The sequence below is a fragment of the Streptomyces sp. NPDC086023 genome (assembly GCF_044540325.1).
GTDB lineage: Bacteria > Actinomycetota > Actinomycetes > Streptomycetales > Streptomycetaceae > Streptomyces.
On sequence record NZ_JBITRX010000001.1, the window covers coordinates 528,591 to 542,376 of the forward strand.

At 73.1% G+C, this 13,786-nt stretch carries 10 protein-coding genes; 8 read left to right on the forward strand and 2 right to left on the reverse strand.

The window, feature by feature from the left end:
- Positions 1 to 189: 189 nt before the first annotated feature.
- A complete protein-coding gene (locus ACIF6F_RS02395) occupies positions 190 to 1,107 on the reverse strand; it encodes a hypothetical protein (protein ID WP_399940011.1) in 918 nt (305 codons plus the stop codon).
- Positions 1,108 to 1,247: 140 nt separating this feature from the next.
- Between ACIF6F_RS02395 and ACIF6F_RS02400 the strand changes: the two genes are divergently transcribed.
- From ACIF6F_RS02400 to ACIF6F_RS02430, 7 genes are all read left to right on the forward strand, one after another.
- Positions 1,248 to 2,045 (forward strand): serine protease, encoded by a 798-nt coding sequence (locus tag ACIF6F_RS02400; protein WP_399940013.1) that lies wholly within the window; start codon positions 1,248 to 1,250, stop codon positions 2,043 to 2,045.
- A 403-nt stretch (positions 2,046 to 2,448) separates the two neighbouring features.
- On the forward strand, positions 2,449 to 3,105 hold the full coding sequence (locus tag ACIF6F_RS02405; RefSeq protein WP_399940015.1) for a response regulator: 657 nt from the start codon (positions 2,449 to 2,451) through the stop codon (positions 3,103 to 3,105).
- The gene (locus ACIF6F_RS02410; protein ID WP_399940018.1) at positions 3,102 to 4,250 is read left to right on the forward strand and encodes a sensor histidine kinase; all 1,149 of its coding nucleotides are present in this window, start codon (positions 3,102 to 3,104) and stop codon (positions 4,248 to 4,250) included. Before ACIF6F_RS02405 ends, ACIF6F_RS02410 begins: the two co-directional genes overlap by 4 nt.
- A gap of 77 nt (positions 4,251 to 4,327) precedes the next feature.
- Positions 4,328 to 4,642, forward strand: coding sequence for a chorismate mutase (locus ACIF6F_RS02415; protein ID WP_399940021.1), 315 nt, complete (start codon positions 4,328 to 4,330; stop codon positions 4,640 to 4,642).
- Positions 4,643 to 4,772: 130 nt separating this feature from the next.
- On the forward strand, positions 4,773 to 7,280 hold the full coding sequence (gene pepN, locus ACIF6F_RS02420; protein ID WP_399940022.1) for an aminopeptidase N: 2,508 nt from the start codon (positions 4,773 to 4,775) through the stop codon (positions 7,278 to 7,280).
- A gap of 490 nt (positions 7,281 to 7,770) precedes the next feature.
- Positions 7,771 to 9,150: a pyridoxal phosphate-dependent decarboxylase family protein gene (locus ACIF6F_RS02425; protein ID WP_399940025.1), complete on the forward strand. Its 1,380-nt coding sequence runs from the start codon at positions 7,771 to 7,773 to the stop codon at positions 9,148 to 9,150.
- Positions 9,151 to 9,539: 389 nt separating this feature from the next.
- Positions 9,540 to 10,967: a lysine N(6)-hydroxylase/L-ornithine N(5)-oxygenase family protein gene (locus tag ACIF6F_RS02430; RefSeq protein WP_399940027.1), complete on the forward strand. Its 1,428-nt coding sequence runs from the start codon at positions 9,540 to 9,542 to the stop codon at positions 10,965 to 10,967.
- A 29-nt stretch (positions 10,968 to 10,996) separates the two neighbouring features.
- On the opposite strand, the gene ACIF6F_RS02435 is transcribed toward ACIF6F_RS02430, so the two are convergent.
- On the reverse strand, positions 10,997 to 12,796 hold the full coding sequence (locus ACIF6F_RS02435) for a bifunctional metallophosphatase/5'-nucleotidase (protein ID WP_399940550.1): 1,800 nt from the start codon (positions 12,794 to 12,796) through the stop codon (positions 10,997 to 10,999).
- Between the two features lie 153 nt (positions 12,797 to 12,949).
- Here ACIF6F_RS02435 and ACIF6F_RS02440 point away from each other — a divergent pair, with 153 nt between their 5' ends.
- Positions 12,950 to 13,660, forward strand: a complete 711-nt coding sequence (locus tag ACIF6F_RS02440) for an SIMPL domain-containing protein (protein WP_399940030.1) — start codon at positions 12,950 to 12,952, stop codon at positions 13,658 to 13,660.
- Positions 13,661 to 13,786: the final 126 nt, after the last annotated feature.

Consider the following 13,786-nt stretch of genomic DNA (forward strand, 5'->3'; position numbering starts at 1 on the left):
ATCCAGGAGTAGCGCATTCGGCCGCATCCCCGACACCGCTCCGGGCGGGTTCCGGCAGCACGCCCCAGGTCGCACGCGCCCTCACGCGCCGCATGCGCCCCGGAAGGATCAACGTCCGCGGAGCGCCGTCACCGGATCGGGGGACCCGCGCATCGTGCCGGCCGAACTCCCGTACCGCGCCCGGCGGATTCACGTCTCGCAGTCGAGCGGGCTGCGGCACAGTCCGCAGCGGACCCGCACGGGGCCGCGTACCGGGACGCGCACCCGCTGGTGGCAGACCGGGCAGGGGAAGGTCACCCGGGGTGCGCCCGCCGGGCCCTCGAAGCGGTACGGGAGCCCGGCGGGGGCGTGGGGTTCCCCCGGGCGGGCGAGCGCGTGGCGGCGCTCGCGCGCGTACCTGCGCCGCTCGCGCGCGTACCTGCGCCGCTCGTTCCAGGGCGCGGCGGCGAGGGGGGCCTGCCGGGCGTCCCGCCGGGCGAGTTCGCGGCCTTGCAGGTACGCGGGCCAGGCCTGCGGGCTGGTGAAGGCGGGGGAGGGGTCCTCGCCCAGCAGGTCGGCCCGCTTCGCCAGCACGTACCCGAACTCCTCGGGCGTGAGGTAGCCGAGCTTCTGGTGGGTGAGGGCGTCCTCGCGGTAGGCGTCGAGCAGCAGCCAGCCGGCGCCGAGGTAGGCCGTGGCCGTGTCGGTGAGGATCTCGTTGGCGCGGGTGCCGGGGAAGCCCAGGTCCAGGCGGTGCAGGAAGACGTGGGCGATCTCGTGGGCGAGGGCGGCGGCGACGTCCCGGCGGTGTTCGCGGAAGCGGTCGTTGAGCTCGACGAAGTACTCCGGGCCCGCGGCCGGTTCGACGCTCGCGGCCTCCTCCATCCGCCGGAAGGACACCACCACGCGGGCGTCGGGCAGCCGGAAGTGCCGGACCAGGGCGGAGGCCACCCGCTGCGCGCCGAGGTACAGGTCGTCCTCGGGGGAGAACGCCGCGTCGGCGGGGGCGAAGGCGGGCGCGTACGAGCGGACCCCGTCCGCGGACAGCCGCCGGTACAGCGCGGTGACCGCCGCGCGCACGGTCTCCAGGTGGGGGAAGCCGTGCTCGATCGCGCTGGTCCGGTTCACCCGGTCCGCCTCCGTCCGTGATTGGCCGAAAACCCCTTCTTGCCGCCGCCGCGCGCGCCGATGTGACATGGGCGCGTCATGTCCGGCCGGTCCGCGCGGACTGGCCACGCACGGCCCCACCCCCCACGAAAGGCAGTGTGTTGAACTCCATACGGAACCGGAAGAGCTCCCTCGCCCGCCGGCTCGTCAGGCGCACCCTCGCCGCGGCCGCCGTCGCGCTCGCCGCCTTCAGCCTCCAGCCCGCCACCGCCACCGCCGCGCCCCAGCCCGTCGTCGGCGGCGTCCGCGCCGCCCAGGGCGAATTCCCCTGGATGGTCCGCCTCTCCATGGGCTGCGGCGGCGCCCTCTACACCCAGCAGATCGTCCTCACCGCCGCCCACTGCGTCAGCGGCTCCGGCAACAACACCTCCATCACCGCCACCGCCGGCGTCGTCGACCTGCGCAGCGCCAGCGCCATCAAGGTCCGCTCCACCAAGGTCCTCCAGGCCCCCGGCTACAACGGCAACGGCAAGGACTGGGCCCTGATCAAACTCGCCCAGCCCATCAACCTGCCCACCCTCAAGATCGCCGAGACCACCCAGTACAACAGCGGCACCTTCACCGTCGCCGGCTGGGGAGCCGCCCGCGAAGGCGGCGCCCAGCAGCGCTACCTCCTCAAGGCCGACGTCCCCTTCGTCTCCGACACCGACTGCGCCGCCGCGTACGGCTCCTCCCTGATCAAGGGCGAGGAGATCTGCGCCGGCTTCCCGCAGGGCGGCGTCGACACCTGCCAGGGCGACTCCGGCGGCCCCATGTTCCGCCGCGACGCCGCCGGCGCCTGGATCCAGGTCGGCATCACCAGCTGGGGCGAGGGCTGCGCCCGCGCCGGCTACCCCGGCGTCTACACCGAGGTCTCCACCTTCGCCGCGGCCATCAAGAGCGCGGCCGCGGGCCTCTGACCCCGGCGGACCCGCGGACCCCGGGGAGCCCACGGACCCCGTGACTCCCCGGCACCCCCCGGATCCCGCAGTACGCGGGGACCCCGCGGTCCCCGCCCCGGGCGGCCGGGCTCCCGTCCCCGGCCCGGCCGCCCGCCACCCCCGGACCCGCCGGCGCCCACGCACCGGGCCCCCCGCGGGGCACCCACCCCCGTCCTTCCGGCCGGCCGAGAACCGGCCGGAAGGACGAGGCACCCCGCCCCGCCCCCGCCTACCCTCGAACCCGGCACCGCGGAGCCGGCACCGCCCCGTCCCGGCCCCGTACGCCCCTCCCCACGGCCCCCGCTGCGGTTGCGGGCCGTCCGGCCCCCCGGTCCCATGGGAGGAACTGGCTGACGACGGGCGACACAGGGGCAGGCAACCCATGGCGATCACAGTGGTCATCGCGGACGACCAGGACATGGTCCGGACCGGATTCCGCATGATCCTGGAGAGCCAGCCCGACATCGAGGTCCTCGACGACGTCGTCGACGGAGAGGCGGCCCTCGCCGCCGTCGAACGCCACCAGCCCGACGTCCTCCTCCTCGACATCCGCATGCCACGGCTCGACGGCCTCGAAGTCACCCGGCGGCTCGCCGGCCGCACCACCCCGCGCATCGTCATCGTCACCACCTTCGACCTGGACGAATACGTCCACGCCGCCCTGCACGGCGGCGCCTCCGGCTTCCTCCTCAAGGACGCGAGCCCGGCCATGCTGGTTGAGGCCGTCCGCGCCGCTGCCGCCGGCGACTCCCTCGTCTCACCCGCCATCACCGTCCGCCTGCTCCGCGAGATGGCCCCCCGCACCCCCGCCGCAGAGGCCGCCCGCCGCCCCGCCGAACCCCTCACCGAACGCGAACGCGAAGTTGTCCGCTGTCTGGCCCGCGGCCGCACCAACGCCGAGATCGCCGCCGAGCTCTACGTGTCCCTCTCCACCGTCAAGACCCACCTGGCCAACGTCCAGACCAAACTCGACGCCCGCAACCGCGTCGAGATCGCCGCCTGGGCCTGGGAGAGCGGACTGGCCGCGGGCACCCCGTGAGCCCCGTCGCCCGCTGGGCCCGGCGCCACCGCCGCGCCGCCGACGGCGCCCGCCTCGCCCTCCCCCTCGTCCTGCTCGCCCTCGTCACCCTCGAAGGCATCGCCCTCGCCGGCCAGCCCACCGTCCCCCACGCCGTCGTCTGGGGCGCCGGACTCCTCGTCTGCCTCAGCGCCGCCCCCTGGCCCGGCCTGCCCCTCATCGGCCGCGCCTGGTTCGCCGCGACCGTCACCTGGACCGCCACGATCACCCTGATCGCCCTCAACCGCCCGCTCAGCGTCTGGGGCATCGGCGAGGCCGCCGCCCTCCTCGTCCTCCTCTCCCAGGTCCTGCTCCGCGCCCCCGCCCGCACCGCCGCCGTCCTCGGCCCCCTCCTCGGCGCCGGCTGCACGGCCGTCCCCGTCCGCGACCTCGACCCCGGCCGCTTCACCCTCCTCTTCTCCGTCCTGACCGTCGTCGTCGCCGCCTACTCCCTGCTGCTGCGCCTCCAAGCCGTCCAGCGCGTCCGCGAACTGCGCGCCGTACGCACCGCCGAGCGCCTCGAACTCGCCCGCGAACTCCACGACCTGGTCGCCCACCACGTCACCGGCATCGTCGTCGAAGCCCGCGCCGCCCGGTTCACCGGAGCCGACGCCGAACAGGCCGCCCGTACCCTCGACCGCATCCAGAGCGCCGGCGAAGAGGCACTCGGCGCCATGCGCCGCCTCGTCCGCATCCTCCGCGAGGACGACGGCCCCGGCCCCGGCACCGCCCCCGCCGCAGGCCTCGCACAGATCAGGGAACTCGCCGAACGCTTCTCGGCCACCGGCCCGCCCGTCGCCCTCCACATCGAACAGGGCCTCGACAGCCGCGTACCCGGCGACGTCGCCGCCACCGCCCACCGCATCGTCCTCGAAGCCCTCACCAACATCACCAAACACGCCGCCGGCGCCACCGCCGTACGCATCGGCGTACGCACCGTCCCCACCGGACTCGAAGTGCGCGTCGCCGACGACGGCGGCCACCCCGCCCGCCTCGCCGACCAGGCCCGCGGCGGCGGCTTCGGCCTCGCCGGCATGACCGAACGCGCCGAGGCCATGGGCGGCTCCCTCACGGCCGGCCCCACCCCCGAAGGGGGCTGGCTGGTCACCGCCCTGCTGCCCCTCTGAGCAGCCCTGGCCGGTACCCGTCTCACAGACCGATTCGCCGATGATCGGATCCCCGCCCGCCGGTAGGCTCAGGCCCCATGAACACCAGCGACATCGACGAGAACGTCCGTGAGGAACTGTCCCGACTGCGGGACAGCATCGACAACATCGACGCGGCCGTGGTCCACATGCTCGCCGAGCGCTTCAAATGCACCCAGCAGGTCGGCCACCTCAAGGCCAAGCACCACCTGCCGCCCGCCGACCCCGGCCGCGAGGCCAGCCAGATCGCCCGCCTCCGCCAGCTCGCCGAGAACGCCAAGCTCGACCCCGCCTTCGCCGAGAAGCTCCTGAACTTCATCATCGCCGAGGTCATCCGCCACCACGAGACCATCGCCGCCGACCAGGACGACTAGGCGGCGGCAGGCCGGGCCCGCAGGCCCGGACCCCCGGCCCGCACGCCCGGACCACCCGGTCCCCCCCCGAGACCCGGACCACCCCGGGGCCCCTGCCGTCAAGGGGGCCCTTTCGGGCAGCATGGGGGCCATGTCCGTACTGACGCGCGACGAAGCGCAGACCCGAGCCCGGTTCCTCGACGTACAGCGGTACTCCATCGCACTCGACCTCACCACCGGCGACGAGACCTTCGACTCCACCACCGTCATCGCCTTCACCGCACACACCGCCGGTGACACCTTCGTGGAACTGAAACCGGCCGAACTGCGCTCCGCCACGCTCGACGGACACCCCCTCGACCCCGCCCTCCTCGACGGCAACCGCCTGCCGCTCACCGCCCTCACCGCAGGCCCCCACGAACTCCGCGTCGACGCCGCCATGCGCTACTCCCGCACCGGCGAGGGCATGCACCGCTTCACCGACCCCACCGACGGCGAGACGTACGTCTACACCCAGCTCTTCCTCGACGACGTCCAGCGCGTCTTCGCGGCCTTCGACCAGCCCGACCTCAAGGCCCGCTTCGACATCGAAGTCACCGCACCCCGCGGCTGGACCGTCCTCGCCAACGGCATCACCGAACGCACCGCCGACCGCGAGGACGGCGCCGGCACCTGGCGCGCCGCCACCACCCCCCTCATCTCCACCTACCTCGCCGCCGTCGCCGCCGGCCCCTGGCACAGCATCCGCACCGAGCACGCCGGCCTGCCCTTCGGCATCCACTGCCGCCGCTCCCTCGCCCCCCACCTCGACGCCGACGCCGACGAGATCCTCGGCATCACCAAGGACTGCTTCGACCGCTACCACGAGAAGTTCGCGGAGCCCTACCCCTTCGACTCGTACGACCAGGCCTTCGTCCCCGAGTTCAACGCCGGCGCCATGGAGAACCCCGGACTCGTCACCTTCCGCGACGAGTTCGTCTACCGCTCCGCCGTCACCGACACCGAACGCCAGACCCGCGCCATGGTCATCGCCCACGAGATGGCCCACATGTGGTTCGGCGACCTCGTCACCCTCCGCTGGTGGGACGACATCTGGCTCAACGAGTCCTTCGCCGAGTACATGGGCTACCAGACCCTCACCGAAGCCACCCGCTTCACCGACACCTGGACCGACTTCGGCGTCTCCCGCAAGGCCTGGGGCTACGACGCCGACCAGCGCCCCTCCACCCACCCCGTCGCCCCCGACCCCGACGCCGTCCCCGACACCGCCTCCGCGCTCCTCAACTTCGACGGCATCTCCTACGCCAAGGGAGCCTCCGCCCTCCGCCAGCTCGTCGCCTGGCTCGGCGAAGCCGACTTCCTCGCCGGCATCAACACCCACTTCGCCCGGCACAAGTTCGGCAACGCCTCCCTCGCCGACTTCGTCGACTCCCTCGCCGCCTCCACCGACCGCGACGTCCACACCTGGGCCGACTCCTGGCTCCGCACCACCGGCGTCGACACCCTCACCCCCCGCGTCGACGAACGCGACGGCGGCTGGACCCTCACCGTCGGCCACCAGGGCTCCCGCCCCCACCACATCACCGTCGGCACCTACGACGACGTACCCGGCGCACCCGGCCGCCTCGAACTCCGCGACCGCCTCGGCGTCGACGTACCCACCGGCGAGGTCATCTCCGCACTCGGCCGCCGCCCCGCCCTCATCGTCCTCAACGACGGCGACCTCAGCTACGCCAAGGTCCGCCTCGACCCCGCCTCCTGGGACACCACCCTGCGCGCCCTCTCCGGCATCCCCGACCCCCTCACCCGGGCCGTGGTCTGGAACGCCGCCCGCGACATGGTCCGCGACGGCGAACTCGCCCCCCTCGCCTACCTCGAAGCCGCCCGCGCGCACCTCCCCGGCGAAACCGACCTCGCCCTCGTCCAGGGCGTCCTCGCCTTCGCCCACACCCACATCGCCGACCGGTACGTCACCCCCGCCCAGCGGCCCCTCGCCCTCGCCACCATCACCGGCATCTGCCGCGACCTGATCCGCCGCACCGAGGACGGCGACAACCCCGGCCTCCGCCTCACCGCCGTACGCGCCTTCATCGCCGCCGCCACCCAGCCCGACACCATCGCCGCCTGGCTCGCCGACGGCACCGTCCCCGGCGGCCCCGAACTCGACCCCGAACTCCGCTGGCGCATCCTCGCCCGCCTCTCCGTACTCGGCGCCGTCGGCGAGAGCGACATCGCCGCCGAACTCGACCGCGACCCCAGCGCCACCGGCCAGGAAGGCGCCGCCCGCTGCCGCGCCGCACTCCCCGACCCCGAGGCCAAAGCCGCCGCCTGGCAGCGCATGTTCGCGGACGACTCCCTCTCCAACTACCTCTTCACCGCCACCGCCCAGGGCTTCTGGCAGCCCGAACAGGCCGACCTCACCCGCGACCACGTCACCCGCTACTACGCCGACGCCGTCGCCCTCGCCGACCGCCGCGGCCCCGCCATGGCCGAAGCCGCCGGCCGCCACGCCTTCCCCGTCCACGCCGTCGACACCGAAGCCCTCGAAGCGGGCCGCACCTGCCTCAAGGACACCGACCTCGTCCCCGCGCTCCGCCGCAAGCTCGTCGACCAGCTCGACGACCTCGCCCGCGCCCTGCGCATCCGCGAAACCGGCTGACCCTCCCGCGGGGCGCCCCGGCGGGCCCGGCCCGCGCGGACCCACGGTCCGCGCCGGCCGGGCCCGGCGCCCGCCCCCGCGACCTGGTGCGACCCCGCCTGCGCGGGCCGGCCCCCGACCCCGCCGGACTCGGGCCCGGCGCGGTCGGTCACCGCAGCGAGGCAGCCCCCCACCCTTTCTCCGTTTCCCGAGGCTCGGCCCCGGCCCCCGCGGGGCTGCGCCCCGGCCCCCGCGGGGCTGCGCCCCGGCCCCCGCGGGGCTGCGCCCCTGGGGCATGGCCGTATCCGCCGCCCGGCACTGGCTCCACAGCCCTACCGCCCCTCGGGCACGGCCGTATCCGCCCCGGCACGGGCATCCGCAGCCGCACGGCCCCCGGGGCACAGCCCCGCCCCCACCCCCCGCCGGCCGGCACCGGTTACCCCGACCGGGGTGCCCTCGTTGGGCTGACCGGAGGACCGTCCCCGCCCCGGTCCGACCCGGAGGAACCCCCATGCCCGCCCCCCTCGCCGGAGGCCCCGCCGGCCCCGCAGCCCTGCGCCCCCTCCTCGACACCGTCCTCACCGCACTCGAAGAAGGCGCCCGCACCCGCCGGGGCCCCCTCCCCGCCGGCGGCCCCGACACCGTCGCCCACCGCGTACGGGACGCCCTGGGCGACGTACTCCCCGACCACGGCACCGGCGACCACGAGGCCCTCACCACCCTCGTCCGCACCCTCGCCGAAGGCGCCGCCGACCCCGCCCACCCCCACTGCCTCGCCCACCTGCACTGCCCCCCGCTCGCCGTCGCCACCGCCGCCGACCTCGCCGCCACCGCCCTCAACCCCTCCCTCGACTCCTGGGACCAGGCCCCCGCCGCCTCCGAGATCGAAACCCTCGTCACCCGCACCCTCGCCCGCGCGATCCTCCGCACCCCCACCGCCGACGCCCTCGTCACCACCGGCGGCACCGAAGCCAACCAACTCGCCCTCCTCCTCGCCCGCGAACGCCACACCGCACCCGTACAGCTCGTCCACGGAGCCAACGCCCACCACTCCCTGCCCCGCGCCACCTGGCTCCTCGGCATGCCCCGCCCCCACACCCTCCCCACCCCCCGCGGCACCCTCGACCCCCACACCCTCGACCGCGCCCTCACCGAAACCCCCGGCCCCCACCTCGTCGCCGCCACCGCCGGCACCACCGACGCCGGACTCATCGACCCCCTCGACACGATCGCCGCCGTCTGCGCCCGCCACCACGCCGAACTCCACATCGACGCTGCCTACGGCGGCCTCCTCGCCCTCAGCCCCACCCACCGGCACCGACTGGCCGGCCTCGAACACGCCACCACCCTCACCCTCGACCTGCACAAACTCGGCTGGCAGCCCGTCGCCGCAGGCCTCCTCGCCGTCCCGGACCCCACCCTCCTCACCCCCCTCGCCTACCAGGCCGACTACCTCAACGCCGACGACGACACCGAAGCCGGCCTCCCCGACCTCCTCGGCCGCTCACTCCGCACCACCCGCCGCCCCGACATCCTCAAGATCGCCGCCACCCTCCGCGCCCTCGGCCGCGACGGACTCACCGACCTCATCGACCGCACCTGCGCCACCGCGCACCGCCTCGCCGCACTCCTCGAAGCCCACCCCCGCTTCGAACTCCACGCCCCGCCCACCATCAGCACCGTGCTCTTCCGGCCCGTCGGCGCCACCGACGACGACCTCGCCGCCCTCCGCCGGAACCTCCTCCGCCACGGCCGCGCCGTCCTCGGCCGCGCCACCGCAGACGGCCGCCTCTGGCTCAAGGCCACCCTGCTCAACCCGCACACCACCGAAGGCGACCTCGACACCCTCCTCAAGCTCCTGGACCCACCGGAAGGCAGCACCCAGCCGTAACCGGACGCCCCCTCGCAACCAAGGGGCCTGCCACCGAACCGGCACAGGGCCGCCGCCACCAGACCCAGCCATCACCGACAAGGAGGTGACCGGATGCCGCATCTCCCACCACGTCCCCGCCCGCACCCCCGGCAACCAGGCCAAGCCCACCGGGGACGCCGGCAAACCCGCCCCGGAGCAGGCAGACGCCATCCCCACCCGGGCGCAGACCCCGCCACGGAAGGCCGCCGCCGTTCGGTCCACCCACCGGTCACCGCCGCGCGCCCCGGACGCCGCGCCACCCGCCCATGCCGCATCCGGCAGCCCCACGAAGCACAACCGCGCACCCACACCGGCCGCGCCGCCGGTCCTGCCACCCGCAGCTTCGCCAACTCCTGGAGGAAAACCCGATGACCGCCACCGCCCAGCCCGAAGCCCCCCATGACCTCGTCGGAATCGGCATCGGCCCCGCCAACCTCTCCCTCGCCGCCCTCGCCCACGGCCTACCGCACGCGAACGGCACCCAGCCGCTCTCCACCGCCTTCTACGACCAACGCCGCGACTTCCGCTGGCACCCCGGCCTCCTCATCGACGGCGCCACCCTCCAGGTCCCCTTCCTCGCCGACCTCGTCACCCTCGCCGACCCCGCCAGCCCCTGGTCCTTCCTCCGCTGGCTCCGCCACAAGGAGCGCCTCTTCCCCTTCTACTTCGCCGAAAAGTTCCACATCCAGCGCGCCGAATACGACGCCTACTGCCGCTGGGTCGCCGAGAGCCTCCCCGGCCTCCACTTCGGCCACCACGTCGACGCCGTCCGCTGGAACCCCGAACGCGCCCTCTTCGAAGTCGACTTCACCCAGATCGACCCCGACGGCGAAGCCGAAGCCCTCGGCCGCACCTACACCCGCAACCTCGCCCTCGGCATCGGCACCACCCCCCACATCCCCGAACCCCTCAAACCCCTCGCCGACGCCCCCACCGTCCCCGTCATCCACTCCGCCACCTACCTCGACCACCGCACCCGCATCCTCGGCGCCGACCACATCACCGTCATCGGCTCCGGCCAGTCCGGCGCCGAAGTCTTCCTCGACCTCCTCCGCGCCCGCCCCGCCGGCCGCGAACGCCTCACCTGGCTCGCCCGCACCCCCGCCTTCGCCCCCATGGAGTACTCCAAGCTCGGCCTCGAACACTTCACCCCCGACTACACCCGCTACTTCCACGCCCTCCCCGAACACGTCCGCGACCACCTCGTCCCCGCCCAATGGCAACTCCACAAAGGCATCGACACCGACACCATCGCCGCCATCCACGAAGAGCTCTACCGCCGCACCCTCCACGGCGGCTGGCCCGACGTCGTCCTCACCCCCGGCGTCACCGTCCGCACCGCAGGACGCATCGCCACCACCAAGATCGAACTCCACCTCGAACACGTCCAGCAGGGCACCCGCTCCCGCCTCACCACCGACGCCGTCGTCCTCGCCACCGGCCACCGCGAACGCCCCCTCACCGGCCTCCTCGCCGGCCTCGACCCCTACCTCCGAAAAGACGCCACCGGCCGCCCCCGCATCGACGCCGACTACCGCATGCTCCTCGACCGCACCATCACCGCCACCGGCTGCCACATCTACGTACAGAACGGCGAACGCCACACCCACGGCGTCGGCGCCCCCGACCTCGGCCTCGCCGCATGGCGCAGCGCCCGCATCCTCAACACCCTCACCGGCACCAACCCCTACCCCCTCCCCGAACGCACCGCCTTCACGACCTTCGGCCTCGAAACGCGAGAGCAGCCCCGCCCGCACACCGCGGGGGAGCTGCTCCCACTCGTCGAACACCCCTGACGGCCGTACCGCCCGGGGACCGCCGGACCCTAGAACACCGGCACACCCGCCCGGGTCAGCTTCCAGTCCACCGACGCGAACTGCGCCGGGTCCACCGTCCCCTTCGCCTTCACCCACGAAATGATCGTGTTACGGATCTCGTCCGAGTTCGCCCACAGCTGCCGGGCACCGGGCACATGCGGGAAGTTCCCGCCGCCCGACGCCCGGTAGTTGTTCACCGCCAGCACGAACTGCGCCGCCGGATCCACCGGCCGCCCCTGGAACGACAGCCCCACGATCCGCGAACCCTTCGGCTGCGCGATGTCGATCTCGTACGACAGCCCGTACACCGCGTCGTAGTTGTAGTCCGGGGTACCGTCGGCGTTCGTCAGCTTCGCCGGATCCACCGCGTCACCCGGCGCCGTCTGCACGTAGTACTTCGCCGAGTACTCCAGGTAGTCCTTCAGCTGCGCACCCGTCAGCAGCCGCGCCTCCAGCGTGTTCTCGAACGGATACAGGCCCGCCGCGTCCCGGATCGTCACCTGCCCGGCCGGGATCGCCGCCGTCCGCGAGAAGCACGACGCCTGCGACAGCACCGGCAGCGCGGCGAACTCCGTACCCGCCAGCGCCGCCCTCACCGTGTCCGCCTGCACGTGGTTGATCAGATCGATGATCGCAACGTCCTTCACCGGACCCTCGGCCGCCGACATCGCCTGCGTCGACGTGCCGATCACCTGGTTCACGTACGCCACCACCTTGGCGTGCTCGTCCGACAGCAGCTTCGTGATCTTCGGGTCCTCCGGCACCGTGTTCGAGTTCAACACCTGCGCCGAGACCTTCTCCACCGACCAGCGGCCCCGCTCGAAAACCAGCTCGAAGTCGAACAGCGTCAGCCGCTGCCCCCACTTCAGCGGCTCCGACAGCACGACCTCCTTGCCCGTCTCCTTGTTCTTCACCCGGTACTCCGGGATCTCCGTGTGCGCGTGACCCACCAGGATCGCGTCGATCCCCGGCACCTGCTCCGCGACCAGACCCGCCGCGTTCTCGATGTACGGCAGCTGGTCACCGTACGACGACGTACCACTCGAACCCGAATGCGCCGACACGATCACCACGTCCGCACCCATCGAACGCAGCCGCGGCACGAACTTCGCCGCCTGCTCCTCCAGACCCGGGAACACCATCTTCCCCTGCACGTTCTGCTTGTCCCAGATCGCGATCCCCGGATTCGTCAGACCCAGCACCGCCACCTTCACGTCCCGCCCGCACGGCGTCCGCAGCCGGTGCATGCTGTACGGCGCAAACGCCGGCCGCAGCGACTTCGCATCCAGCGCGTTCGCCCCCAGCAGCGGGAAGTCACACTGCTCCTCGAACTTCCGCAGCACCGGTATGCCGTAGTTGAACTCGTGGTTCCCCAGCGCCGCCGCGTCATAGCCGATCGCGTTCATCGCCTGCGCCATCGGGTGCACCGGACCACGCCGCGCCGTGATCGGGTCCACCTTGGCGTAGTAGTACGACAGCTGCGTGCCCTGGATCGTGTCACCCGCATCGATCAGCAGCGTGTTCCGCCGCCCCTTCGCCGCCCGGACCTGCTCCACCAGCGTCGAGATCTTCGCCAGACCCACGTCGTTGTGCGCCTTGTCGTCGAACTCCTTGTCCGTGAAGTAGTCCCAGTTGAAGACATTCCCGTGCAGATCGGTCGTCCCCATCACCGTGAACGCGTACCGCTTCACCGGACGGCCCGCCGGCACCGGCTCGGAAGCGGAAGCGGAAGCGGCCGGACCGGCCAGGGCCACCGCCGCGCCCGTGGCGGCCGAAGTGCCCAGGAACGTCCTGCGATCGAACGGCATGTCTTCTCCCTCGTGAGGCAATGCAATGCGCGTAGATAACGCGCGTAGATTCTGGCCCACGACCAACAGCACGCAACACCCCCGCCAGGTTGCGATCCGATGACCACCCCGCACACCCGACCTCCCCGCCCCGACGGTGCGACAGTGGACCGCATGACCGACCAGGACGCCACGCCCCAGCCCTACGGAACCCCCCAAGTCCCGCGCGTCGCCGTCCGCGGCGAAGCCCAACTCGAAGTCGACCCCGAAATCGCCCGCATCGGCATCAGCGTCAGCGCCCGCGGCACCGACCGCCGCAGCGCCCTCGACGACCTCACCCGCCGCAACACCGCCGTACTCGACCTCGTCAAAAGCTACGGCGACGCCGTCGAAAAACTCGAAACCGGCGCCTTCTCCATCACCCCCGAACTCACCCGCCACGGCCGCGGCGAACGCATCCGCGCCTACCACGGCCGCGTCCACATCACCGCAGAACTCGCCGACTTCACCGCACTCGGCGAACTCACCACCCGCCTCGCCGACCTCGAACTCACCCACGTCGACGGACCCTGGTGGGCCCTCCGCCCCGACTCCCCGGCCCACGGACAAGCCCGCAAACAAGCCGTACTCGAAGCCGTCCAACGCGCCCGCGAATACGCCAACGCCCTCGGCGCCCAACTCGCCGCCCTCGTCGAGCTCGCCGACCTCGGCGCCGACGACGCCCGCCCCGTCGCCATGGCCGCCGCCCCCGCCGGCCGCTTCCGCACCATGGCCTTCGGCGCCACCGAAGCCGAACCCCCGCCCGCCCTCGACCTCGAACCCCAGCGCCAGACCGTCTACGCCTCCGTCAACGCACGCTTCACCATGACCCCGCCCGCACTCTGACACCCCGGCCGACAAGCCCGCGGGGGTGCTCATCAGAGCACCCCCGCGCCCATTCAACAATTGTCAACACCCTTTCACCCAAAGGTTGTTGAGCAGACACCAGGACCCCCCTTCCTACCGCTCGGT

What these genes read in the sequence shown, in the direction of transcription:
- ACIF6F_RS02405 (WP_399940015.1), top strand. Translation starts at nt 2,449, where the DNA reads ATGGCGATCACAGTGGTCATCGCGGACGACCAGGACATGGTCCGGACC.
- ACIF6F_RS02415 (WP_399940021.1), top strand. Translation starts at nt 4,328, where the DNA reads ATGAACACCAGCGACATCGACGAGAACGTCCGTGAGGAACTGTCCCGA.
- pepN (WP_399940022.1), top strand. Translation starts at nt 4,773, where the DNA reads ATGTCCGTACTGACGCGCGACGAAGCGCAGACCCGAGCCCGGTTCCTC.
- ACIF6F_RS02425 (WP_399940025.1), top strand. Translation starts at nt 7,771, where the DNA reads ATGCCCGCCCCCCTCGCCGGAGGCCCCGCCGGCCCCGCAGCCCTGCGC.
- ACIF6F_RS02430 (WP_399940027.1), top strand. Translation starts at nt 9,540, where the DNA reads ATGACCGCCACCGCCCAGCCCGAAGCCCCCCATGACCTCGTCGGAATC.
- ACIF6F_RS02435 (WP_399940550.1), bottom strand. Translation starts at nt 12,796, where the DNA reads ATGCCGTTCGATCGCAGGACGTTCCTGGGCACTTCGGCCGCCACGGGC.
- ACIF6F_RS02440 (WP_399940030.1), top strand. Translation starts at nt 12,950, where the DNA reads ATGACCGACCAGGACGCCACGCCCCAGCCCTACGGAACCCCCCAAGTC.